A 21,866-nucleotide genomic window follows, 5' to 3' on the forward strand; every position below is an offset into this window, starting at 1 on the left:
GCGCACCCCCCTTGCGGGTGGAAACCCGCATTTCAGGCGGCGGTTTCCGACCCCGTGGGGGTGGCGGTGTCCTTCATGAACTCCTTCCAGCCCCCGACGGGCTGTTGGCCCACTTCCAGGGTGCGGAGCCTGGCGAGGACTTCCGGCTTCTGTACGTCCATCCAGTCGGCGAACTGACGGAAGGAGACGAGGCGTACGTCGCCGCCCTTCTCCTTCTCCCGGGCCATGTGCTTGAAGGCCTCCTCGACGGCGTCCATGTAGATGCCGCCGTTCCACTGCTCGAAGTGGTTGCCGACGAAGAAGGGGGCGCGGTTCGTCTCGTATGCCCGCTTGAATCCCTGTATGTACGCCTGGGCCGACTGCTGCCGCCAGCCCGGGTAGTTGTGGCTGGGGGCGTTCGTGGAGTTGACGGACTGGTTGGCGAGCATGTTGTAGTCCATCGACAGGACCTCGAAGCCGCGGCCGGGGAACGGTATCTGCTGGAGCGGCAGGTCCCATATGCCGTCCTTCGCCGAGGGCCACACCTGGCGTCCGCCGGGCGAGGAGGCGTCGTAGCGCCAGCCGAGGGCGCGGGCGGTGGGGAGCAGGTTGTCCTGGCCGAGGAGGCAGGGCGTCCGGCCGCCGACGAGTTCCTTGTCGTAGTCGAAGGGGAGCGCCGGCTCGTCGGTCCAGCCGGTGTTGGTCCGCCACTCCTTCACGAAGGACTTCGCCTGGTCGATCTCGCTGCGCCACTGCGCGGACGTCCAGTTGCCGACCGAGCCGGAGCCGCCGCAGAAGTGGCCGTTGAAGTGGGTGCCTATCTCGTGCCCCTCGAGCCAGGCCCGGCGGACGCCGTCCAGCGTCATCCTGACGTGCTCGTCGGTGAGGTAGCCGATGTCGGAGGCGCCGCGCGGGTTGTTCGGCGGGTCGTAGAGCCGCTTCTTCGACTCGGGCAGCAGATACAGCCCGGAGAGGAAGAAGGTCATCGACGCGCCGTGCTCCTTGGCGAGGTCGAGGAAGCGGGGGAAGAGACCGTTGCCGACCTCGCCGGCCCCGTCCCAGGAGAAGACGACGAACTGGGGCGGCTCCTGGCCGGGCTCCAGCGGCTCCGGCTTCGCGGGCTGGTGGGGCTGCTTGCCGGTGAACGAGGTGGAGCCGTCACCGATCGGACGGGCGGTGGCCGTGGGTTTGGCGGAGGGGCTCTTCTTCCCCGGGCCCCCGGAACCGCCGGCGGGACCGGCGCCGTCCGAACTCGTGAGGCTGCCGCAGGCCGTGAGTCCGGCGGCGGCCGCGGCTCCGGCGCCGAGTCCGAGTGCTCCCCTTCGGGTGATCGTGCGCATGGCGTCCTCGTTCGTCAGGTCCTCTGGTGGTCACCCATTCAGAGGACATGACGAACGAGGAGGTTCCCCCGGCACTTCCGGGTTTCGTAACAGTTGTACGCAGAAGCAACGGGAAAGGGCTTACGCCCCAAACGCCTTGTCCTTGCCCTTCACCGGCTTGGCACCGGCCCGCAGATGGGCCGGGACGAGGTCGATGGCGGGCTCGGAATAGCCGACGGAAACGATCCGGTCGCCCTGGTACGTGAACGTCGTCAGCGAGGCGAGCGTGCACTGCCGCTTGCGCGGGTCGTGCCAGAGCCGGCGCCGCTCGACGTACGACCGCACGATCCAGATCGGCAGCTGATGGCTGACCAGCACCGCCTCGTGCCCGCGCGCCGCGTCCTTGGCCGCGTCCAGCGCGCCCTTCATCCGGACGACCTGGTCGACGTACGGCTCGCCCCAGGACGGCTTGAAGGGGTTGACGAGGTGCTTCCAGTTGTCGGGCTTCTTCAGCGCCCCGTCCCCGACACCGAAGGTCTTCCCCTGGAAGACGTTGTCGGCCTCGATGAGCCGCTCGTCGGTGGCGAGGTCCAGGCCGTGCGCCTTGGCGATCGGGGTCGCCGTCTCCTGCGCCCGCTCCAGCGGGGAGGCGACGACGTACGTCACATCGCGGGAGGAGAGGTGATCGGCGACCCGGTCGGCCATCTGCCGGCCCAGCTCGGAGAGGTGGTAGCCGGCCAGACGGCCGTACAGGACGCCGTCCGGGTTGGCCACTTCGCCGTGCCGCATCAGGTGGACGACGGTGAGGTCCTTGTCGGTGGTGGTCATGCCGCAGTGGCCTCCGCAGCCGCTCGGGCCGCCGCCGGGAGGGCGTCGGCGATCCGCTGGATGGCCCGGTCGTCGTGGGCCGTGGAAACGAACCAGGACTCGAAGGACGACGGCGGCAGATAGACGCCGTTCGCCAGCAGCGAGTGGAAGAAGGCGGTGAAGCGGAACGACTCCTGCGCCTTCGCGTCCTCGTAGTTGCGGACCGGGCGGTCCGTGAAGAAGACGGAGAACATGTTGGAGGCGCTCTGCAGCGTGTGCGTCACGCTCTCCTTGGTCAGCGCCTCGGAGACCAGCGCCTGGATCCGCTCGGAGACCGCGTTGACCTTGGTGTAGGCCGCGTCGTCGAGCAGCCGGAGCTGGGCGAGACCGGCCGCCGTGGCGATCGGGTTCCCGGAGAGGGTGCCGGCCTGGTAGACGGGCCCGGCGGGTGCGAGGTGCGCCATCACGTCGGCCCGGCCGCCGAACGCCGCCGCCGGGAAGCCGCCGCCCATCACCTTGCCGAAGGTCATCAGGTCGGGGCGGACGCCGTCGACGCCGTACCAGCCGGCGCGGCTGGTACGGAAGCCGGTCATGACCTCGTCGGAGACGAACAGCGCGCCGTTGGCCGCGCACGCGTCCTTCAGGCCCTGGTTGAACCCGGGCAGCGGCGGCACGACACCCATGTTGCCCGGCGACGCCTCGGTGATCACACAGGCGATCTCGCCCGGGTGCCGGTGGAAGGCCTCCTGGACGGCCTCCAGATCGTTGTACGGCAGGACGATGGTGTCGCCCGCCTGGGCACCGGTCACGCCCGGGGTGTCGGGCAGCGCGAACGTCGCGACACCGGAGCCGGCCGCGGCGAGCAGCGAGTCGACGTGCCCGTGGTAGCACCCGGCGAACTTGATCACCTTGGCGCGGCGGGTGAAGCCGCGGGCCAGCCGGATGGCGGACATGGTGGCCTCGGTGCCGCTGGAGACGAGCCGCACCTGCTCCAGGGGCTCGATCCGGCCGACCATCTCCTCGGCGAGCGCGACCTCGCCCTCACCGGGCGTGCCGAATGAGGTGCCGCGGACGACGGCGTCCTGCACGGCCGCGATCACCTCGGGGTGCGCGTGCCCGAGGATCATCGGACCCCAGGAGCAGACGAGGTCGACGTACTCCCGGCCGTCGGCGTCGGTGAGGTAGGGGCCGCTGCCGGACACCATGAACCGGGGCGTGCCGCCCACCGCACGGAAGGCGCGGACCGGGGAGTTCACCCCACCCGGCGTGACGGCTGCCGCCCGGTCGAACAGTGCCTGCGAGACGGGCGCATCGTATGAATAGGGCAGTTCGCTCATGACCTGCGACTTCTCCGACCTTCTCCGACTTGATGGACTCGGGTTGCCAGTGACCTCCCAGGGTAGGCCAGGGGGCTGGTGATGCCGCGGCCGATCTCCGCGGCCACGGCCGGACGCGCCCGGCCGGCCTGCGCGCCGATCTTCCTCCTGACCGGACTACCGGTCGCCGTCGTCCGCCATCTGCGAAACTGTGACGGATAGACGCAGCTCACAGCGACTATGTGGCCAGGTGCTGCGAAGATCCTGCGGACAGGTGTTTCACCGCACGTTTCGGCGGGCGGCCGTGGGGGAGGTCACTGACACGATGATCGGGTTGCGCGGCCGGGGCCTCGCGGCCTAGAAAAGCAGTCGGGTGGAGATATGCATCGCGGTGGCGGACTGGGCGAGGGGACCGACGACCTGGGTCCTCGACGGGCCCATCGGGGAAGGCACCGGCGCGACGCGGAGGAAGCCGACGAAGCACGTCAGACGCAGTCACATGGTGTACCGAGTGAGTCCGAGCGGCTCGACCGTACGGTCGAGGAGCTCCGGGCCGGGAGCAGGAACGGTGGTCGGGTGGGGGTGACGTACAAGTACTTCGGCGCGCCGGACGGCGCGACCGCGGCCCGCGTCCCGATCTCGATGCGCCCGGAGGAGCTCGGCGGCGACGAGCTGGGCATGAACGGCATGTTCACCAAGATCAAGCCGGAGACGATGGCCGCGATGGTGCTGACCGGCATCGAAGGGGTCCCCCTGCACAAGGTGCCCCCGCTGGAGCTGGTCGTCCTGCACCCCGACTACGCGGTCGTGAAGCTCCCCATGACGGTCGTCGACCCCCTGCGCGACATAGGCGAGGAGGCGGTGGGCGCGGCGGCGTTCATCTGGTCGACGGTGCCGGACCGGGGCGGACCGCGGGACGCGTTCAACGTGTACCAGCTGCTGCACGAGTGGCAGGACTTCAGCCACCGGCTGCACGAGGCCGGGCACCAGCCGTACTGCCTCGTCTGGCCATGAGCCGGACTGCGCACTCTTCGGGCGGGACTCTCGGGTCCCGCCTTCTTCATGTGCGCCGCGGGGGGATCCGGCTCCATGTGCGCCGCGGGGGGATCCGGCCGCCCGGCGGCGGCGACGGCGTGGCGGCCCGTGCCGGGGCGTGGGGCGGATAGCCTCGTCCCCGTACGAGGGCCGATTCGGGGGGATATGCCCTTTTCCAGGGCGCCGACATCGGGAGGACCCCATCGCCGGGACGACGCCACAGGCCGACGCCGGGGGTACGCCGGAAGGGAAGCCGCCGCGGGCCGACGCCGGGGGCGCGCCGGGCGGGCAGCCGCCGGAGGCCGATCTGCTGCGGGAGATGCTGCGCCGGCCCGAGTACCGCAGGGCGCTGGTGTTCTGCGGGCTGATCGGGATCCCCGTCTCCCTCGTCGCGTTCTGGTTCCTCGTGGCGATCCATCAGCTGGAGCAGCTGATCTGGACCGACTGGCCGAAGGACCTCGGCTGGGACCGGGCCCCCTGGTGGTGGGGTTTTCCCCTGCTGCTGGTCGCCGGAGCCGTCGTCGGACTGGTGGTCGCGCGGCTGCCCGGACGGGGCGGCCACATCGCGGCGGCCGGTCTGCACTCGGGCGGCATCACGAAAGAGGCACTGCCCGGGGTCCTCGTGGCCGCCCTGGTCGGACTGCCGCTCGGTGCCGTGCTCGGCCCGGAGGCGCCGCTGATCGCCCTCGGCGGCGGGCTGGCCCTGCTCCTCGGGAGCCTGGTCCGGGCACCGCAGACCCCGGCGAGCACCGGGCTGCTGGCGGCGGCCGGCTCCGCCGCGGCCATCTCGGCGCTGTTCGGCAACCCGGTGGTGGGCGCGGTGCTGCTGATGGAGGTGGCCGGGGTGGGCGGGCCGCAGCTGTTCGCGGTGATGCTGCCCGCGCTGCTGTCCAGCGGCGTCGGGGACCTCGTCTTCACCGGGTTCGTGCACTGGACCGGGCTGGAGACCGGAAGCCTGGACATCGGGCTGCCCAAGCCGCCGCCGCTCGACGTGGGGGACGTGCTGTGGGTGCTGGTGACGGCGCCCGCCGTGGCGTTCCTGGTCCACTGGATCTTCGTCGGCGGGCGGTTCACGGCCGGGTTCGTGACGTCCCGGACCGTACGGAACACCACGCTCTGCGCGCTCGGGGTGGCGGGCTGCACCGCGCTCTACTCCGTCTCCACCGGCCGGTCGCCGGCCGAGGCAGCCCTCTCCGGGGAGGGCACCCTGGGCGAGCTGGCCCGGGACCCGCACGCCTGGTCGATCGGCGCGCTCGTCGCGGTGCTGGTGTTCAAGTCCCTGGCGTACGCGCTCAGTCTGGGCAGCCTGCGGGGCGGCCCCGTCTTCCCCTCGCTGTTCCTGGGCGGCGCGGCCGGTGTCCTGCTCGCGCCGCTGCCCGGCTTCGGCCTGGTCCCGGCGATGGCGGCCGGGATGGCGGCGGCGGTGACGGCGGCCCTGCGGCTGCCGGTCAGCGGCGTGGTCCTGGTCGTCCTGCTGCTGGGCAACGTGGAGACGGTGGCGCTGGTGGTCCTGGCGGCCGTGGTGTCCTTCGTCGTGACCCAGCTGCTGCCGCAGGGGCCGCGCATTCCGGCGCCGCCAGCGGCCGGCTGACCCACCGTCGGGTCGCCGTCGGGTCACCAGGTCTTCGGCACCCGGGGCGGTACGGTCCCCGGCCAGCGGTCCGTCGCCAGTCGGTCCAGGGCCTCGTCCAGTGTCGTCGCCGCCATGATGAGCGACAGATGGGTGAACGCCTGCGGAAAGTTGCCCAGTTGTTCGCCGCTCGGGCCGATCTCCTCGGCGAACAGGCCGACATGGTTGGCGTAGGTGTGCATCTTCTCGAACGTGTAGCGGGCCTGCGGAAGACGGCCGGCGCGGGCGAGGGCGTCGACGTACAGGAAGGTGCACAGGCTGAACGTGCCCTCGGAGCCGCGCAGTCCGTCGGGGGACGCGGCCGGGTCGTAGCGGTAGACCAGGCTGTCGGAGACCAGCCGCTGGTCGATCGCGTCGAGGGTGGAGAGCCAGCCGGGGCTGCGCGGGGCGATGAAGCCCACCCGGGGGGCGAGCAGGAGCGAGGCGTCCAGGACGTCGCCGCCGTAGTGCTGGACCAGCGCCTGTTCCTTCTGGCTCCAGCCGCGCTCCATGACGTCCTCGAGGATCATGTCGCGGGCCCGGGTCCAGCGTTCCGTGTCGGCGGGCCGTCTGAACCGCTCCGCCATCTTCAGGCAGTTGTCCAGGGCCGCCCAGCACATCACCCGGCTGTAGGTGAAGTCCTTGCGGCCGCCCCGGGTCTCCCAGATGCCCTCGTCCGGGCGGTCCCAGTGGTCGGTGAGCCAGTCCATCAGCCGGGAGAGGCCCTTCCAGCCGTGATAGCCGACCTGCTGGCCGATCTCGTCGATGCCCTCGGACATGGCGTAGAAGACCTCGCCGTAGATGTCGAGCTGGAGCTGGTCGGCGGCGGCGTTGCCGGCCCGTACCGGGCGGGAGCCCCGGTAGCCCTCGAAATGGTCGAGGATCTCCTCCGTCAGATACGGGTCCCCGTCCACCCGGTACATGATCTGGAGCGGCTCCCCGCCCGATCCGTCCCGGTCCCGCAGCCGCTCCCCCAGCCAGTGCACGAACTGGCCCGCCTCCTCGACGAAGCCCAGGTCGAGCAGGGCCCGCACGGACAGCGACCCGTCCCGCACCCAGGTGTAGCGGTAGTCCCAGTTGCGCTCCCCGCCGACCTGCTCGGGCAGCCCCATCGTGGCGGCGGCGACCGGGGCGCCGCTCGGGGCGTAGGTGAGCAGCTTGAGGGTGATGGCCGAGCGGTTCACCATGTCCGGCCAGCGGCCGCGGTACCGGGAGGTGCGCACCCAGCGCTGCCAGAAGTCGACGTCGCTCCACATCTCCTCGGTGACCGTGTCGACGGTCGGCTGCCGCGGTGCCGCCGCGCCCGCCTCTCCCGCGTCCGCGGCGCACACCGTGAACACGGCGGCGGCCGACTCGCCCGCGCCCAGCGTGACCGAGCCCCGGACGTCCCGCCCGTCCCGCTCCAGCGGGAACGTGGCCTGGAGATGGGCGGTCGTCCCGGGCGCCCGGAAGACGACGGCGGTGGGGCCGGTCGCGTCGAGGTCGTGGCCGGCCCGGCCGTAGTCGAAGCGCGGGCGGCACTCCAGGTCGAACCGGACGGTGCCGCGCACGGTCCGTACGAGACGCGCCACCGTGTGCCGGTCGGACGGGGTCCGCGAGCGGATCAACGGCATGTGGTCGAGGACCTCGCCCACCCCGTCGGGGGACAGGAAGCGGGTCACGACGACCGCGCTGTCCGGGTAGTAGATCTGGCGGCGCGTCACGTCCGGGGTGGTGGGCGCGAACAGGAAATGGCCGCCGCCGTCGTGGTCGAGCAGGGACGCGAAGACGCTGGGCGAGTCGAAGCGCGGTGCGGCGAACCAGTTGATCACGCCCTCGGAGGTCACCAGGGCGGCGGTCTGGAGATCCCCGATCAGTCCATGGTCGGCGATGGGCGGATAGCGTTCCACGGAGGTCTCCCTCAGGCCGATTCGGCGGGTACCCGTCCCGCCGCGATCGCGTCGAGCAGGGCTTGGTGGTCCTTCTCGTTCTGGTCCGCGTACAGCTCGGCGAAGGTGGCCAGGGCGCGGTCGAAGGCGTCACCGTTGCCCAGATAGGCGGCGATCGCGATCCGGTCGCCGGACCGTGCGTGGGCACGGGCCAGGGTGGCGCCGCACAGCCGCCCGAACAGACTCATCCGCTTCGGCGACAGGTTCTCGGCCACCACGATGCCCTTCCAGTCGCGCAACTGGCGGACGTAGAAGTCCCGGCGGCGGCCGTCGATACCGGTGGTGCGCTCCCAGCCGAGGAAGATGTCGCTGGTGGCCTGCATCAGCCGCTGCCCGGCGACGACCCGCTCGCCCTGGGTGCGGAACCGGGTGGCCCCTGCGTAGGGCGCGAGCACCGACTCGTCGGCCTCCTTGGCCTGGAGGAACAGCGGGTCCTCGTCGTCCTTGCCGAGCAGCAGCACGATCCAGCAGCGGGTGCCGACACTGCCGACACCGACGACCTTGCGGGCGATGTCGGCGAGCCGGAAGCTCTCCAGCAGGAACCGGCGGTCGGACGGGAGGGACTGGCCGTAGCGCTCGACGAGCCGGCTGATCTCCTTCTCCAGGACGTCCCGTTCGGCCCTCGGCAGCAGATCCTCCAGCGGGACCAGCAGCGGCGGGTCGGGGGCGATCCGCCGGTGCCCGTCGACGACGTGCGTGAGCTTTTCGAACACCTGGAGCGTGTCCCTCGACTGGGCACGCGCCCGCGCCCGGTCCCACATCTGAAGGTTCTTGCCGCCGACCTCGGGGGCGAACTCCTGCGCCAGCTCGTCCGCCTCGAAGCGCGAGTACCAGACCTCGAGGTTGCCCATCCCCGCATAGGTCCGCATCTGTTCGCGGTACGACCGCACGGTCGCGCGCACCACCGCCGCGCGCTCCTTGGCGCCGAAGCCGTTCGCCCGGCCCGCGATGGCCAGGCTCGCCGACAGCCGCTTGACGTCCCATTCCCAGGGGCCCGGCAGGGTCTCGTCGAAGTCGTTGATGTCGAACATCAGCCGGCGTTCCGGGGAGGCCAGCAGCCGGAAGTTCAACATGTGCGCGTCGCCGCAGAGTTGGGCCCGCAGGCCGGTGCGCGGGGTCTCGGCGAGGTCCGCGGCCATGATGGCGGCGGCCCCGCGGTAGAAGCGGAACGGCGACTCGCTCATCCTGCTGTAGCGGATCGGTACGAGTTCGGCGACCCGTCTCGCGGACTGGTCCTCGATGATGTCCACCGGGTCGGTGCGTTCGGGCGGCGGGGTGAACTCCGCATGTGTGGACCGTGGTACGGCGGACCGGGCGGCCCGGCCGATGTCGGCGCGCTCCCTCGGGGTGCGATGCCGCAGGTCGTGACCGGTGGGGTGGTTGTCAGTCATCGCAGACGCTCCCGCCTATCCGTCTTCCAACGTATCCCCGGCCGTCCGCCCCGGCGACTCGGGTGTGCCCAGGTGCCGTGCCAGCCACGGCTCGCGGGCGATGACCGCCCCGGCGGTGACGGCCAGGGCGATGACCACGCAGAGCGTGATGAGCCAGGACAGCAGGGTGAAAACCGCGCCCAGCGAGCCGTACGTGGCCAGGCTGTGGTTGAGCGCCCGGGGCACGTACAGCGACGCGGTGGAGGTGAGGACGCCCAGCGCCACACCCGTCAGCAGCGCGCCCGGCAGCAGCGGCGCCCACGGCACCCGCCCGGTCAGCAGCAGATGCTGGGTCCACCACCACAGGCCGACCTCGGCGGCCATCAGCAGCGGCACGCCCAGCCACAGGCCGAGGCCGAAGCCGCTGCGCAGGACGCCCTGGAGACCGATCATGACCAGCCAGGCCGCGAGCCAGGCGAGCCAGCGCCAGGCGGCCACCCGCGCGCCGGCCTTCGGCATGCTCCAGGCGCGTTCGCAGAGCCGCTGCATGGCGCGGCTGCACGCGGTCGCCGAGATGAGCACCAGCAGCCCGCTGACCACACCGGTGGTCTGGAGCAGTTCGCCGGAGGCGTCGCCCAGGAAGACCTGGCGCAGCTGGTCGTTCGCGCTGCCGGACAGCCCGAAGACCTCGCGCAGGGAGTCGGCGAACCGCTGGCGCAGCTCCTGCGGGGCGAGGGAGGCCACCACGAAGAGCAACGGCACGGCCGTGAGGAAGGTCTGGGCGGCCAGCCGGGTCGCGGAGTCGAGGAAGTTCACCGAGATCAGATGCGACATGAGGTGGGTGATCAGCGGGACCCTGGCCTCGGCGCGGGCGCGCAGCCCGGTCAGCCGGGACACGGCCGCCGCGCCGCGGACCCGCCACCGGCCGCGCCGGGAGGCGCGGCGCCGCTCCCGGCGGGAGGGCGGGGCCGGGCCGTCCGGTCCGGCCCCGGCGCCCCGGGTCACGCCGGTCCGGGATCCAGGAACTCACGGATGGCGAAGGCGATCAGCACGATCACCGCCGTCCAGATCACGACGGCCATGGTCGGGTAGTTCCAGGTGAACAGGACGATCGCGGCCACCAGCAGGATGACCACCCCGATCCACCGCTTGTAGCGGTGCGTGAACCGGCCCACCGCGCCCAGCCGCATCCCCGCCGACGTGGCCACGTCCCGTCCGGCGCCGATGCCCGTGCCGAGGAAGTGGCGGGTGAAGACGGCGGGCCGGGAGGGGCCGACGAAGAACGCGCCGAGGGCGGTGACCAGGGCGAGGGCGCCGACGGCCCGGATGCCGGAGCGCAGGAAGCGCACCAGGGCGTCGTAGATCGATCCGGCGGCGTCCTCGTTCGCGCCCGCCGGCAGATGGTCGAGGTAGACCGCGCGGAAGACGGTGAGGACCACGCCCAGCACGATCATGGCGACCAGCACCCCGATGGCGGCCCCGATCAGGGCGCGCCGCCGGTGGGTGGCCAGGAACACGCCCGCGGCGGCGATCAGTACGGTGATGACGGGCAGCCAGGTGCCCAGGATCTCCAGCACCCGCAGATACGACTTGATCTTGCCGACGCTGTCGCCCTCGACCACGACGAAGTCGGTCTTGACCTCCGGGATCCGGGCGGCCGCCGCGAACCCGGAGTCGACCAGCCGCTCCTTCACCTGCTCCACGACGGGGCCGATGTCGATGGCGACCTGATTGTTCTTCAGGGACACCGTGCCGCCGGCCTGGCCGGTCAGGGCCTTGTCGACGGCGGCGTGGGCCCGGCGGTTGGCGTTGGTCCACGCCGTCTCGAAGGCGGGGCTGGTGACCACCCGCGACACGGTGGAGCTGACGAGCTCCTTCAGACCGCTGGTGATGGGGCCGGTGAGATTGTCGATGAGACCCGCGGCCCGGGGCGGCACGCCCTTCTCCGCCGCCGCGTCGCTCAGCTCCTTGACCAGGCCGTCCACGTCGATCCGCTGGACCACGGCGTTCGTGACCCGGGTGGTGATCGCCTGCTGGATGTCCGGGTCGGAGGCCAGCGGCGCCACGGTCGCCACATAGCGGTCGGTGTCCCGGACGATGCTGTTCGTCCAGACGGCGACCACGGAGAGCAGCGCCAGCACGGACGCCAGGATGATCAGCAGGGCCGAGCCCAGCGAACGCATCCGGTGCCTCGGCTCGTGTTTCGCGGTCTCCAGGGCACCGACCCGGTGCCGGAGTTCCTCCAGCTCGCTGCGTTCCCGCTGCGACAGCCGCGGGTCGTCCGAGGACCCGGCGGATGACCGTCGGTCGTCCGAGGACCCGGCGGATGACCGTCGGTCGTCCGAGGACCCGGCGGATGACCGTCGGTCGTCCGAGGACCCCTCGGGTGCACGCTCCGGTTCGGGTCGGGAGGCGTCGCCATCTGTCATGTCTTCGAGGAGATCCCGGCGGGGCCCGCCCGGCGAGGCGGGGGGAGCCGACGGAGTGAACGCCCCACCGGGTGCGACGACCGACGCCCGGTGCTGCAATGGCAGGCGGGGGACCCACGAGCGCACGAGGGGACTGCCGTGAGCGAGCGAACCGACGACCTGGGGCCCATCGAGGAGATGGGGCCCATCGACTACGTGGTGGTGGAGTTCCCCGGCAACCGTATGACCGGCGAGGGCTTGCCGTTGCTGATCGATCTGGTGGACCGGGGCATCATCCGCATCCTGGACATGACGTTCATCAAGAAGGACGAGGACGGCTCGGTGACGGCTCTGGAGATCGCCGACCTCACCGGTGACGGCAATCTCGACCTCGCCGTCTTCGAGGGCGCGCGGTCCGGGCTGATGGGCCGGGACGACCTGGAGGAGGCCGCCGCGGCCGTCGAGCCCGGCAACTCCGCCGGGCTGCTGGTCTACGAGAACCTGTGGGCCGCGCCCTTCGCCACCGCCCTGCGGCGCGGCGGCGCGCAACTGGTGGCCTCCGGACGGCTTCCGGTCCAGGCCGTGCTCGCCTCGCTGGAAGCGGTGGAGGCGGAGTCGGCGTCCTGAGCGGAGGTGGCCTGAACGGCGGCGACCTGACCGGCGGTGACCTGACCGGCGGCGGCCTCCCGGGCCGCCGCCGGTAGTGGTGGTCGGCCCGGTGGCGTGCGTGGTGGGCGGGGGCGGTTCAGCCGCCGCCGCCCACCACGCTGTAGCTCAGCCACGGGGACTGACCGGGCGTGTACTCGACGGACGTCTGCGTCCCGAGGTAGAAGCTCTCGCCGCCGATCCGGCCGCTCTGGTCCTTGCCGTCCTCGGTCAGGACACACTCCTCGTTGGCGTACAGCCGGATGTCGTCGACCGTGTAGTTGGTCACGTGGTAGGCGCCGCCGGGCAGCCGGTGACACCCCTCGTCCGACGGGCTCTGGATCTTGACCTCGCGCTTGGCCGGGGTCGTGTACTCGATCGTGCCCATGGCGGCGTGCTCCGTACAGCCCGCCGCGGCGAGCAGGAGAACGACGGCTCCGGCCCGCCGGCCGGTGCGGCTACGACAGATCATGGCGTCGAGTCCTCGTCTGTGCGGGAGGTCAGCGGAGGCCGGCGGGAGAGTGCCGCCTCCTGGGCCCAGGCTGCCGCGATCTTCGCCCTCCGGCATCCGGGCAGGCCCAGTCGGCTGAATCCACGGGTCGCCGGCGGGGGTGACCTGCCGGTGGACGCCGGCGGCCCGAGCCGGGCCCACCCGGTGGCCGGGCGGACCAGCAGGGCGGACCGGCAGGGCGGACCGGCAGGGCGGACCAGCAGGGCGGACCAGCAGGGCGGCCTCACGCGGACGGCCGTCGTCACGGCCGGTGGTCGTGACGACGGCCGTCCGTCGTCGTGGTCACGCGGCCCGCGCGCCTCTCGCGTCCCGGCTGGGGCCGACACACAGGGCCCAGATGACGAAGCCGTCGATGACGATCAGCATGATCGCCCAGAACGGGTACCAGGGCAGCCACGCGAAGTTGGCGATCATGGACAGCCCGGCCAGCCCGATACCGACCACCCGGGCCCAGGTCGCACCGCTGAACAGGGCGAGGCCCGCCAGTGCCACCACGATGCCGAGCACCAGGTGCAGCCAGCCCCAGCCGGTGAGACTCCACTGGAAGGTGAAATTGCGGGTCGAGACGAAGACGTCGTCCTCGGCGATGGCCGCGATGCCCTCGAATATCGCCATGACGCCGCCGAACATCATCATGATCGCGGCGAAGACCGTCCAGCCGGACACGGCCGTTCCCCTGCCGCCGGCACCGCGCATTCCCGTACTCTGCGTGGTCATTTCGGGCTCCTTCGACTGGGCTTCATCGCCGCGGAACAGCGGTCGGCGATCCAGACGCCTCCAGCGTGCCACGCGTGCAGGGGGTCGGCAGATCGGCGGATCGGCGCGCGCACCGGCCGCCGGAACAGGGGTCACGGGCCGCCGGTCGCCTGACATGCCGGGGCGTCCCGCCGATGGTCCAATGGGAGTATCCGTGCGAGAGGGGATCGTCATGCCAGGTCTGCTTCGCGGGGTCGCCCGCACCGCGGTCGTCGCGGGTACGGCGACCGCCGTCTCCAACCGTGTGTCACGCCGCCAGGCGGGACGCTGGGCGGCCCAGGAGGCCCCCTCCCAGGAACCCCAGCAGGTCCAACAGGTGCAGCAGCCGCCACAGCCCGCGGCGGCTCCGGCCGGGGACGACATGTCCCACCGGCTCGACCAGCTCAAGCAGCTCGGTGAGCTGAAGGAGCAGGGCGTGCTCACCGACGCCGAGTTCGAGGAGCAGAAGCGCCGGCTCCTCGGCTGAGACGGAGCCCGAACGGACTTGATGATGTTCTGACAGTCGATCAGTAGGGTTGGCGCATGACGCCTCCCCTCAGCGACGACCCGTCGTCCCCGTCGTTACGGATCGACACGAGCAAACCCCATCCGGCGCGGATGTACGACTACTTCCTCGGCGGGAAGGACAACTACCCCGTCGACCAGGAAGCCGCCGAGAAGTTCATCGAGGCGGCCCCCGAGGTACGGGACGGCGTCCGCGCCAACCGCCGCTTCCTGCACCGTGCCGTGCGGCACGTCGTCGCCGAGGGCGGAGTGCGGCAGATCCTCGACATCGGCACGGGCCTGCCCACCGAACCCAACGTCCACCAGATCGCGCACGCCGTCGCCCCCGGGACGCGTGTCGCCTACGTCGACAACGACCCGATCGTCGGCGCCCACTCCAGGGCCCTGATGAACGACGAGGCCGACACCTCCGTCGTGCTGGCCGATCTGCGGGACCCCCGGGCCGTCCTCGACCACCCCGGCGTGCGCGAGGTCATCGACTTCGACGAGCCGGTGGCGCTGCTGCTCGTGGCGATCCTGCACTTCATCACCGACGCGGAGGACCCGGAGGGCATCGTCGCCACCCTGCGCGACGCGCTGCCGGCCGGCTCGTTCCTCGTGCTGTCCCACGCGACGGGCGACCTGCACGCGGACGGGCGCGCGGAGGCGGCGGCCGTCTACAAGAACGCCACCGCGAGCATGAACCCCCGCCCCCACGCCCGGGTCCTGGACCTCTTCGGCGACTTCACCCTCCTCGACCCGGGCCTGGTCCTGGTCCCGGACTGGCGCCCCGACGAGCCCCCGGCCCCGGGCGCACCGCCGATCGGCATCTACGGCGGGGTGGCCCGGAAGGGCTGACTAGGCTTCCAGGAGGTGGGCCAGGCCGGCCGCGGCGAAGGCCTCGACGACGTCGTCGCGGCCCTCGCGGAAGTGCTCCCAGCTGTCCATGTGCGCGGCGACGACCCGGCGGGCGCCGAGGATCCGGGTGGCCTCGACGGCCGACGCGCTGTCGAGGGTGATCAGTTCACCGCCGACCTGGGCCGCGCGGACGGCGCCGATGAACAGGACGGCCGTGTCGACGGGCCCGAAGCGTTCGGCGATCCGGCGTACGGCGTCCAGCGAGGCGTTGTCGCCGCTGATGTAGACGGAGGGCAGGTCGTCGGCGGTCAGGACGAAACCGGTGACGTCCCCCATGACCTGCTGCCCGAGCCCGTCGGGACCGTGGATCGCCGGGACCGCGGTGACGGTGACCGTACCGCCGCCCGGCCGGGCCAGCGTGGCCGACTCCCACTCGGCGAGCCCCCGCGCGTCCCCGTCGACCCGCCCCGCGCCGGCCGGCGTCGTGAACGTGACCGGCACCGACGCGAGCAGCGCCCGCCCCGAGTGGTCGAGGTTGTCGGGGTGCTGGTCGTGCGAGAGGAGTACGGCGTCCAGGGGCCCCAGGTCGGCGGCGGGGGCCCGCGGGGGTGCCGTCTTGACCAGGGCGAAGTCCTCGGTGAGCGGGTAGACGCCGGGCTCGTCGAAGGTGGGGTCGGTGAGCAGGCGCAGTCCGCCGTACTCCAGGAGGACGGTGGGGCCGCCGAGGAGGCGGGCCGGGATCGGGGGGACGTCGGTCTGCTGCACGGCGGACACCTCTCACTCGGTTCGGCATTTCTCACGGATGAATCCACTTCCATCCGTGAGGAAGTCACAGGGGAGACAGTAGACGTGTCTCACGGATGACCGCAAGCCGTACCATGAGACTCATGGAGGAGACCGCCACCGACGACCTCGCCGTGCCGCCCGCGCCCGGCGCCGAGCAGTACCCCGCCCTCGACCTCGCCAACAGCGCGGTCGCACTGACCGGAGGCCAGTTCGCGGACCTCCTCGGCACACCGGCCGCCGCGAACCGGTGGCTCTTCCGGCACGGGCTCGCACCGGCCGACGCCGGCATCCAGGAGACGTGCGCGTCACAGCTGCGCTCGCTGCGGGAGCAGATCCGGGCGCTGCTCGCGGCCCGGGTCGCGGGGCAGCCCGCACCAGGCGACGCCCTGGACGCCGTCAACCGGGCCATGACGAAGGCCCCGGCCGCGGCCCTGCTGCACTGGGACCCCACCCGAGGCCTCCACCGCGTCGCCGCCCACCCCGTGAACCAGATCCTCGACCACGCCCTGGCCGCGCTGGCCGGCGACGCGGCGGACCTCCTCACGGGGGCGGACGCGGACCGGCTCACGGCCTGCCCGTCCGCCCCGTGCAACCGCTACCTCCTGCGCCACGGCCGCCGCCACTGGTGCTCGACGCGCTGCGGCGACCGGGCGCGTGCGGCGCGGGCGTACGCCCGCCGGGGCCGCCCCGGGACGGCCTGAGGCCGCCCCCACCCGCCCCGGCACCTCCGGTCAGCAGACGGCCAGGACCCCCTCCCCTACGTTCGCCGCCTCCTCCGCTTCCGCTTCCGCCTCCGCCAAGAGGTCCAGCAGGGTCGCGCGGGCTCGTGCCACGCGGGAGCGGACGGTGCCGATGGGGCAGTCCCCGGCCACCGCCGCCTCCGCGTACGGCACCCCGGCCAGCTGGGTGAGGACGAACGCCTCGCGGCGCTCGTCGGGGAGCGCGGCCAGCAGGTCGAGCAGGACGACGCCGTCGTCGAATCCGGGAAGGCCGCGCGGCTGGGCGGACTCGACCGCCAGCTGCCAGTCGGGGGTGTCGGAGATACGGGGCCGGGTGGAGGCGTACCGGTAACTGTCGACGACCGCTCGGCGGGCGATGGACAGCAGCCAGGAGCGGGCCGAGGAGCGGCCCTCGAACCGGTGCAGGCTGCCGAGCGCCCGCAGGAACGTGTCCTGCGCCAGGTCGTCCACAGCCTGGGGATCGGCGCAGAGATGGGCGACGTACCGCAGCACGTCACGGTGGAGGGCCTGCACGAAGCGCTCGACGGCGGCCGGGTCGCCGGCGCGGGCGGCGAGCGCCCAGGCGGTTATCGACTCATCAGGGCAGGCCGGAACGGCAGAAGTGATCACTTGGTGTCCTTCTCGGTCATCCGCGATCCGGACCGGGCAGGCGCGCACGCTCCGTCGTGCGGGTACGCGGGCGCGAGCGGTCCGGTGGTGTGGGGATCGGGCCCTACGGCGACTGCGCGCACGTACGGCCCCGGTGTCACCGGCTGTCGTCAGGCGACAGCGGTCCCCACGGGCGGGCCCCGGGAAGTGATCGCGTGGACGAGGAGAAGGAGCGGCGGCCGGTCAGCGCCGCGCCGGCGCGCGCGGACGCGTGGACGTTCCGGGGTGGCGGGCAGGGCGAGCAGCAGACGTAGCGGCGCCGCCAGCCGGCCGGCCACCGCCCGCAGGATCCGGAACGCCGCCTTCTCGCCGTGGGCCAGCCACAGTCCGCACAGCAGCGCGGCCAGCAGGTGGGCGGCGAGCATGCCGAACGACGACGTACCCCCGGACAGGAGGTGGCCCACGGAATCCGTCTGGCCCGCGTCCAGAGAGTCCATCGGGCCCATGTCCTGGACCCTCATGCCCTTGGACGGGCCGTGCATGTGCCCCATGTGCGCGAGCCCGCCGGCATGCCCCACGGGGGTGGCGGCCGCACCCTCGGCCGCCGGGCCGGCGAACGAGAACCCGGCGTGCAGGGCCGTCTGCGCGGCGACGACCACCGACACGACCACCGCCGGCCCGCGCTCACGGCCGGCCACACACCAGCCCACACCCCCGGTCACGGCCGCGCCGACGGCCAGGGTCCAGCCGGGCACATGAACGCCGGACATCAGCACATGGCCCAGGGCGGCGAGCAGCACACAGACGGCCGCGAACAACGCGGCCCGTACCGTGCGCACACCCCACCCTGCGGTCATGGCGCCCCATCCTGGCATCCGGTCGTGGGTCGTCATGTCTGAGTACGGAATTCACCCCAAGGCCATACTCAGATCACAGAATGTGGCGCAGGACACAGTTCATTCCCAGCTCGGACGGGTCAGCCCGGCGCGCCCGCTCCGCCGATGTCGCCAAGACTGGGGAGGGCATGTCCATCCAGAGCGGAGAGACCGATGAGCGGGTACTCCGAGCAGGTACGGATCGCGGTCGTCGGAGACTGTCCCCTCTTCCGGCACGGCGTCTCGGAGCTGATCGGCACCACCCCCGACCTGCACCTCGTCGCGAACGCGCCATCCGTGGAGAGCGCGGACGGCAGCCTGCGCGGGGCGCACGTCGTCCTGATGGATCTCCAGGAGTCCGCGCCGAGGCTCGTCGCGGCCGTGACGAAGCTGTGCAGGCGAGGGCACGCCGTGCTGGTCGTGTCGTCGTCGCCGCGGATCGACGCCGTGCAGGTGATCCAGGCGGGCGCCAGCGGATTCCTGAGCCGACGAGCGGAGCCGGACGAGATGCTGAGGGCGATCCGGACGGTGGGCTCGGGCCGCAGCTATGTGTCCGGGCCGACCAGCGATCTGCTCAGCCGCTCCCCGCATTTCACGGACCGGGAACAGGAAATTCTGATTCTCCTCGCCAATGGTTCAACGGACCACGAAATTGCGGCGAATTTGGGTATCAGCAAACACACGGTCCAGTCGCATCTGGACCGGATCGGCGAGAAAACGGGGTCCCGTCGGCGCCCCGATCTCACCCGCATCGCGGTCGAGAACGGCCTCACTGACCAGCGCTGACAGCATCTGCGGTGGGCAGTCCTACCCCGGCACCCGTGGGCATTTGTGTCCCTTGCCAATACAGGGCGGAAGCCGGATCTTGGAACAGAACCACTGACGCAGCATGGGAATCAGCTGGGAGAAATTATGCGTAAGCGTCTCGCAATTCTTACCGTCGCAGCAGTTCTGCCTCTGACGGGCGGAGCGTCGCTGGCGGTGGCCACTCAAGCAGGAGCTGCGCCTCCCCCGCCTCCCCAGGTGACGGTCACGGGCAAGGTCGCGGCCTGCGAAGGCGGCTCGGACGCCGATGAGGTGTCGATCGAGACCTCCAAGGAGACGAAGGCCGTCGACCTCAAGGGTTCCAACAAGTACACCATCGTCTTCAAGAAGATCCCCAAGGCCGGAAGAGACGCCACGGCGACCGTGACCTGCGAAGACGGAAACACGTACACGGACGAGTTCAACATCAAGGGGGCACAGGGCACCGAGCCCGTGACGCAGAAGAGGAACCTCGAGCCGTAGGCACAGGACACACCCGACCGACCGGGCCCGCGGCCGCAACGCGATGAGGCCCGGTCGAGTCATGCCCCGCTACTCCCCCGCCCCTATCTCCTGCTCCGCCCAGATCGTCTTCCCCCGGGGAAGCGGACGGGTCCCCCAGCGGCGGCTGAGCTGGGCGACCAGGAGGAGGCCTCGGCCGCCCTCGTCGAAGGTGCGGGCGCGCCGCATGTGGGGGGCGGTGCTGCCGGCGTCGGTGACCTCGCAGATGAGGGTGCGGTCGTGGATGAGCCGCAGCCGGACGGGGGGTTCGCCGTGCCGGATGGCGTTGGTGACGAGTTCGCTGACGATCAGCTCGGTGACGAAGGACGTCTCCGTCAGACCCCACGCCTCCAGCCGGGCGACGACGTTCTTGCGGGTCTCGGCGACGGCGGCGGGATCCGGGGCGACGGTCCAGGTGGCGACCCGGGAGGCGTCCAGGGCCCGGGTGCGGGCGACGAGCAGCGCCACGTCGTCGACCGGCCGATGCGGCAGCGCCCCGGCCAGGACACGGTCGCACAGGACGTCCAGTGAGTCCGCGGGGCCGGCGAGCGCCGCGCACAGCCGGGCGACGCCGTCGTCGATGTCGTCCTGCCGGGTCCGGGCGGCGATCAGGCCGTCGGTGTAGAGGACGAGCAGACTGCCCTCGGGCAGCTCGGTCTCGATGGGCTCGAAGGGCAGTCCGCCCACGCCCAGCGGGGGTCCGGCGGGCAGGTCGAGCAGGTCCACCGTGCCGTCGGGCCGCACCACGGCCGGCGGCGGATGCCCGGCCCGGGCGAGCGCGCAGCGCCGGGAGACGGGGTCGTACACGGCGTACAGGCAGGTCGCCCCGACGCCGTCCGCGCTGTCGCCGTCCGTGGGGAGGTCCGCCTCGGTGGCCAGCCGGGCCACCAGGTCGTCGAGGTGGGTGAGCAGTTCGTCGGGCGGCAGATCGATGTCGGCGAGGGTGCGTACGGCCGTGCGCAGCCGTCCCATGGTCGCGGAGGCGTGGATGCCGTGCCCCACGACATCGCCCACGACCAGGGCGACCCGGGCGCCGGACAGCGGGATGACGTCGAACCAGTCGCCGCCCACCCCGGCCCGGGCGCCCGCCGGCAGATAGCGGGAGGCGGCCTCCACCGCCGACTGCTCGGGCAGCCGCTGCGGCAGCAGACTGCGCTGAAGGGTGACCGCCGTGCCGCGCTCACGGGTGTAGCGCCGGGCGTTGTCGATGCAGACCGCGGCCCTGGCCGCCAGCTCCTCGGCCAGGACGACGTCGTCCTCCTCGAACGGGTGGGGGTGCCGGTGCCGGGCGAAGACGACCACGCCGAGGGTGACGCCCCGGGCCGACAGCGGCACGGCGATGACGGAGTGGAAGCCGAAGTCACGGACGCGGGCGGCGCGCACCGGGTCATCGGCGACCCAGTCGGCGATCGCGGCCTCGTCGACGCGGTGCCGTACGGCCCGGCCCGAGCGGAGGCTCTCGACCGGCGGGGAGCCCTCCGGGTACTCGTCGACCTGCCCGAGGGTGAGGACCGCCTCGGGGACGCCCGCCAGGACGGACTGGTGGGCGACGCGCCGCAGTGCCAGCGACCTGCCGCCGGCCACCGTTTCCTCCTGGCCCTCCTCGAACGACGTCAGCAGGTCGACGCTGAGGAAGTCCGCGAGGTCCGGCACCGCCAGGTCCGCCAGTTCCTGTGCCGTCCGGGTCACGTCGAGGGTGCTGCCGATCCGGGTGCTGGCCTCGGCGATCCGCTGGAGGCGTGTGCGGGCCCAGTACTGCTCGGTCATGTCGTGCCCGGTGGAGGCCACGCCCAGGATCCGGCCGTCCGGGTCCTGGAGCCGGTACACGTGGACGGCCCAGGTGTGGTCGCGGCTCTCGCCGGGGGCCCGCGCGTGGTTCTCCAGGTACTGCGGCTCGCCGGTCTCCAGGACCCGCCGCATCCGTGCCTCGACCTCCTCGGCCACCGGCAGGGCGATGACGTCGGTCAGCCGGAGGCCGCGCGCGTCGTCGTCGCCGATGCCCAGCAGGCCCTGCCCGGCCCGGGTGGACCGGCGCAGCCGCAGGTCCGTGTCGTACACCGAGATCGCGCAGGACGGGGCCTGGAGGAAACCGGCGCGCATGAGTTCCTCGTCCTCGGGCCGGTCCGTGCGCCCGGTCACGGCGCTGACCAGGAGCCAGTCACGGGTCCCGTCCGGTGCCGTGCGGTGGTGCGCCAGGACCCTCGCGTCCAGGCGCCGGCCGTCCCGGTGGCGGAGCGCGAGCGTGCCGTGCCATCGCGGGAGGGCGGAGAGGCCGGAGAGGGGGGAGAGTCCGAGGCGGTCGGGCGGGTCCGTGAGCGCGGGCCCCTCGGCGAGCAGTGCGGCCGCCGGCCTGCCCACCGTCTCCCGCGCCGGGTACCCGAGCAGCCGCTCGGCGCCCGTGTTCCACCCGGTCACCGTGCCGCTCTCGGCCACGGTGACCCGCGCGGTGAGCGCCTCGGCCGCACCGCCGGTGCCCGGCACGGGGTCGGGGTGAGGCTCCATCGCGGCTCATCTCGCTTTCGTGGGCGTCCAGCTCCAGAATGACCGT

General features: G+C 72.1%; 21 protein-coding genes. 8 read left to right on the forward strand and 13 right to left on the reverse strand.

Annotated features, from left to right (window positions below):
* Positions 1–32: 32 nt before the first annotated feature.
* The 3 genes from IE275_RS18965 to hemL all read right to left on the reverse strand — a co-directional run bounded on the left by IE275_RS18965 (position 33) and on the right by hemL (position 3,442).
* Positions 33–1,319: a polysaccharide deacetylase family protein gene (locus IE275_RS18965; RefSeq protein WP_189712499.1), complete on the reverse strand. Its 1,287-nt coding sequence runs from the start codon at positions 1,317–1,319 to the stop codon at positions 33–35.
* 120 nt (positions 1,320–1,439) lie between these two features.
* Positions 1,440–2,126 (reverse strand): histidine phosphatase family protein, encoded by a 687-nt coding sequence (locus IE275_RS18970; RefSeq protein ID WP_189712500.1) that lies wholly within the window; start codon positions 2,124–2,126, stop codon positions 1,440–1,442.
* Positions 2,123–3,442 (reverse strand): glutamate-1-semialdehyde 2,1-aminomutase, encoded by a 1,320-nt coding sequence (gene hemL / locus IE275_RS18975; RefSeq protein WP_189712501.1) that lies wholly within the window; start codon positions 3,440–3,442, stop codon positions 2,123–2,125. Before hemL ends, IE275_RS18970 begins: the two co-directional genes overlap by 4 nt.
* A 360-nt stretch (positions 3,443–3,802) precedes the next feature.
* Here hemL and IE275_RS18980 point away from each other — a divergent pair, with 360 nt between their 5' ends.
* Both IE275_RS18980 and IE275_RS18985 read left to right on the forward strand, forming a co-directional pair.
* A complete protein-coding gene (locus IE275_RS18980; protein ID WP_189712502.1) occupies positions 3,803–4,435 on the forward strand; it encodes a hypothetical protein in 633 nt (210 codons plus the stop codon).
* Between the two features lie 340 nt (positions 4,436–4,775).
* Entirely contained in the window at positions 4,776–6,047 is a 1,272-nt protein-coding gene (locus tag IE275_RS18985; protein WP_189712503.1) for a chloride channel protein, read from the forward strand.
* A gap of 23 nt (positions 6,048–6,070) precedes the next feature.
* Here IE275_RS18985 and IE275_RS18990 read toward each other — a convergent pair whose 3' ends face one another.
* From IE275_RS18990 to IE275_RS19005, 4 genes are read right to left on the reverse strand one after another with little or no spacing between them, the layout of a single operon-like run.
* Positions 6,071–7,954, reverse strand: coding sequence for a glycoside hydrolase family 15 protein (locus tag IE275_RS18990; RefSeq protein WP_189712504.1), 1,884 nt, complete (start codon positions 7,952–7,954; stop codon positions 6,071–6,073).
* 11 nt (positions 7,955–7,965) lie between these two features.
* Positions 7,966–9,384, reverse strand: a complete 1,419-nt coding sequence (locus IE275_RS18995) for a DUF2252 domain-containing protein (protein ID WP_189712505.1) — start codon at positions 9,382–9,384, stop codon at positions 7,966–7,968.
* 15 nt (positions 9,385–9,399) lie between these two features.
* Positions 9,400–10,368, reverse strand: coding sequence for a YhjD/YihY/BrkB family envelope integrity protein (locus IE275_RS19000; RefSeq protein ID WP_229870353.1), 969 nt, complete (start codon positions 10,366–10,368; stop codon positions 9,400–9,402).
* Positions 10,365–11,546 carry a hypothetical protein gene (locus IE275_RS19005; RefSeq protein ID WP_229870354.1) on the reverse strand — a complete coding sequence of 394 codons (1,182 nt, stop codon included), beginning with the start codon at positions 11,544–11,546 and terminating at the stop codon, positions 10,365–10,367. The genes IE275_RS19000 and IE275_RS19005 overlap by 4 nt, the downstream gene beginning before the upstream one ends.
* Before the next feature lie 423 nt (positions 11,547–11,969).
* Here IE275_RS19005 and IE275_RS19010 point away from each other — a divergent pair, with 423 nt between their 5' ends.
* Entirely contained in the window at positions 11,970–12,398 is a 429-nt protein-coding gene (locus tag IE275_RS19010; RefSeq protein WP_189712591.1) for a DUF6325 family protein, read from the forward strand.
* 118 nt (positions 12,399–12,516) lie between these two features.
* On the opposite strand, the gene IE275_RS19015 is transcribed toward IE275_RS19010, so the two are convergent.
* On the reverse strand, positions 12,517–12,888 hold the full coding sequence (locus tag IE275_RS19015) for a hypothetical protein (protein ID WP_189712506.1): 372 nt from the start codon (positions 12,886–12,888) through the stop codon (positions 12,517–12,519).
* A 321-nt stretch (positions 12,889–13,209) separates the two neighbouring features.
* Positions 13,210–13,644: a DUF7144 family membrane protein gene (locus tag IE275_RS19020; protein ID WP_189712507.1), complete on the reverse strand. Its 435-nt coding sequence runs from the start codon at positions 13,642–13,644 to the stop codon at positions 13,210–13,212.
* 211 nt (positions 13,645–13,855) lie between these two features.
* Between IE275_RS19020 and IE275_RS19025 the strand changes: the two genes are divergently transcribed.
* Positions 13,856–14,149 (forward strand): SHOCT domain-containing protein, encoded by a 294-nt coding sequence (locus tag IE275_RS19025; protein ID WP_189712508.1) that lies wholly within the window; start codon positions 13,856–13,858, stop codon positions 14,147–14,149.
* Between the two features lie 56 nt (positions 14,150–14,205).
* Positions 14,206–15,024: an SAM-dependent methyltransferase gene (locus IE275_RS19030; RefSeq protein ID WP_189712509.1), complete on the forward strand. Its 819-nt coding sequence runs from the start codon at positions 14,206–14,208 to the stop codon at positions 15,022–15,024.
* Here the strand turns inward: IE275_RS19030 and IE275_RS19035 are convergent, their stop codons facing one another.
* Positions 15,025–15,798, reverse strand: a complete 774-nt coding sequence (locus IE275_RS19035; protein ID WP_229870355.1) for an MBL fold metallo-hydrolase — start codon at positions 15,796–15,798, stop codon at positions 15,025–15,027.
* A 113-nt stretch (positions 15,799–15,911) separates the two neighbouring features.
* On the opposite strand from IE275_RS19035, the gene IE275_RS19040 reads away from it, so the two are divergent.
* On the forward strand, positions 15,912–16,511 hold the full coding sequence (locus IE275_RS19040; RefSeq protein WP_189712511.1) for a CGNR zinc finger domain-containing protein: 600 nt from the start codon (positions 15,912–15,914) through the stop codon (positions 16,509–16,511).
* Between the two features lie 30 nt (positions 16,512–16,541).
* Here the strand turns inward: IE275_RS19040 and IE275_RS19045 are convergent, their stop codons facing one another.
* Positions 16,542–17,159 (reverse strand): sigma-70 family RNA polymerase sigma factor, encoded by a 618-nt coding sequence (locus tag IE275_RS19045; RefSeq protein ID WP_229870357.1) that lies wholly within the window; start codon positions 17,157–17,159, stop codon positions 16,542–16,544.
* A 149-nt stretch (positions 17,160–17,308) separates the two neighbouring features.
* Entirely contained in the window at positions 17,309–17,995 is a 687-nt protein-coding gene (locus tag IE275_RS19050) for a hypothetical protein (protein WP_189712512.1), read from the reverse strand.
* 192 nt (positions 17,996–18,187) lie between these two features.
* On the opposite strand from IE275_RS19050, the gene IE275_RS19055 reads away from it, so the two are divergent.
* On the forward strand, positions 18,188–18,799 hold the full coding sequence (locus IE275_RS19055) for a response regulator transcription factor (RefSeq protein ID WP_189712513.1): 612 nt from the start codon (positions 18,188–18,190) through the stop codon (positions 18,797–18,799).
* A 237-nt stretch (positions 18,800–19,036) separates the two neighbouring features.
* The gene (locus tag IE275_RS19060) at positions 19,037–19,300 is read left to right on the forward strand and encodes a hypothetical protein (protein ID WP_189712514.1); all 264 of its coding nucleotides are present in this window, start codon (positions 19,037–19,039) and stop codon (positions 19,298–19,300) included.
* A 69-nt stretch (positions 19,301–19,369) separates the two neighbouring features.
* Here IE275_RS19060 and IE275_RS19065 read toward each other — a convergent pair whose 3' ends face one another.
* A complete protein-coding gene (locus tag IE275_RS19065) occupies positions 19,370–21,820 on the reverse strand; it encodes a SpoIIE family protein phosphatase (RefSeq protein WP_189712515.1) in 2,451 nt (816 codons plus the stop codon).
* Positions 21,821–21,866: the final 46 nt, after the last annotated feature.

The organism is Streptomyces phaeofaciens, assembly GCF_014648915.1.
GTDB classification, from domain to species: domain Bacteria; phylum Actinomycetota; class Actinomycetes; order Streptomycetales; family Streptomycetaceae; genus Streptomyces; species Streptomyces phaeofaciens.

Excerpts from the sequence above, each read along its gene's own strand:
- IE275_RS18965 (WP_189712499.1), bottom strand. The coding sequence starts at position 1,319 with ATGCGCACGATCACCCGAAGGGGAGCACTCGGACTCGGCGCCGGAGCC.
- IE275_RS18970 (WP_189712500.1), bottom strand. The coding sequence starts at position 2,126 with ATGACCACCACCGACAAGGACCTCACCGTCGTCCACCTGATGCGGCAC.
- hemL (WP_189712501.1), bottom strand. The coding sequence starts at position 3,442 with ATGAGCGAACTGCCCTATTCATACGATGCGCCCGTCTCGCAGGCACTG.
- IE275_RS18980 (WP_189712502.1), top strand. The coding sequence starts at position 3,803 with ATGCATCGCGGTGGCGGACTGGGCGAGGGGACCGACGACCTGGGTCCT.
- IE275_RS18985 (WP_189712503.1), top strand. The coding sequence starts at position 4,776 with ATGCTGCGCCGGCCCGAGTACCGCAGGGCGCTGGTGTTCTGCGGGCTG.
- IE275_RS18995 (WP_189712505.1), bottom strand. The coding sequence starts at position 9,384 with ATGACTGACAACCACCCCACCGGTCACGACCTGCGGCATCGCACCCCG.
- IE275_RS19005 (WP_229870354.1), bottom strand. The coding sequence starts at position 11,546 with ATGCGTTCGCTGGGCTCGGCCCTGCTGATCATCCTGGCGTCCGTGCTG.
- IE275_RS19010 (WP_189712591.1), top strand. The coding sequence starts at position 11,970 with ATGGGGCCCATCGACTACGTGGTGGTGGAGTTCCCCGGCAACCGTATG.
- IE275_RS19015 (WP_189712506.1), bottom strand. The coding sequence starts at position 12,888 with ATGATCTGTCGTAGCCGCACCGGCCGGCGGGCCGGAGCCGTCGTTCTC.
- IE275_RS19020 (WP_189712507.1), bottom strand. The coding sequence starts at position 13,644 with ATGACCACGCAGAGTACGGGAATGCGCGGTGCCGGCGGCAGGGGAACG.
- IE275_RS19025 (WP_189712508.1), top strand. The coding sequence starts at position 13,856 with ATGCCAGGTCTGCTTCGCGGGGTCGCCCGCACCGCGGTCGTCGCGGGT.
- IE275_RS19030 (WP_189712509.1), top strand. The coding sequence starts at position 14,206 with ATGACGCCTCCCCTCAGCGACGACCCGTCGTCCCCGTCGTTACGGATC.
- IE275_RS19040 (WP_189712511.1), top strand. The coding sequence starts at position 15,912 with ATGGAGGAGACCGCCACCGACGACCTCGCCGTGCCGCCCGCGCCCGGC.
- IE275_RS19050 (WP_189712512.1), bottom strand. The coding sequence starts at position 17,995 with ATGACCGCAGGGTGGGGTGTGCGCACGGTACGGGCCGCGTTGTTCGCG.
- IE275_RS19055 (WP_189712513.1), top strand. The coding sequence starts at position 18,188 with ATGAGCGGGTACTCCGAGCAGGTACGGATCGCGGTCGTCGGAGACTGT.
- IE275_RS19065 (WP_189712515.1), bottom strand. The coding sequence starts at position 21,820 with ATGGAGCCTCACCCCGACCCCGTGCCGGGCACCGGCGGTGCGGCCGAG.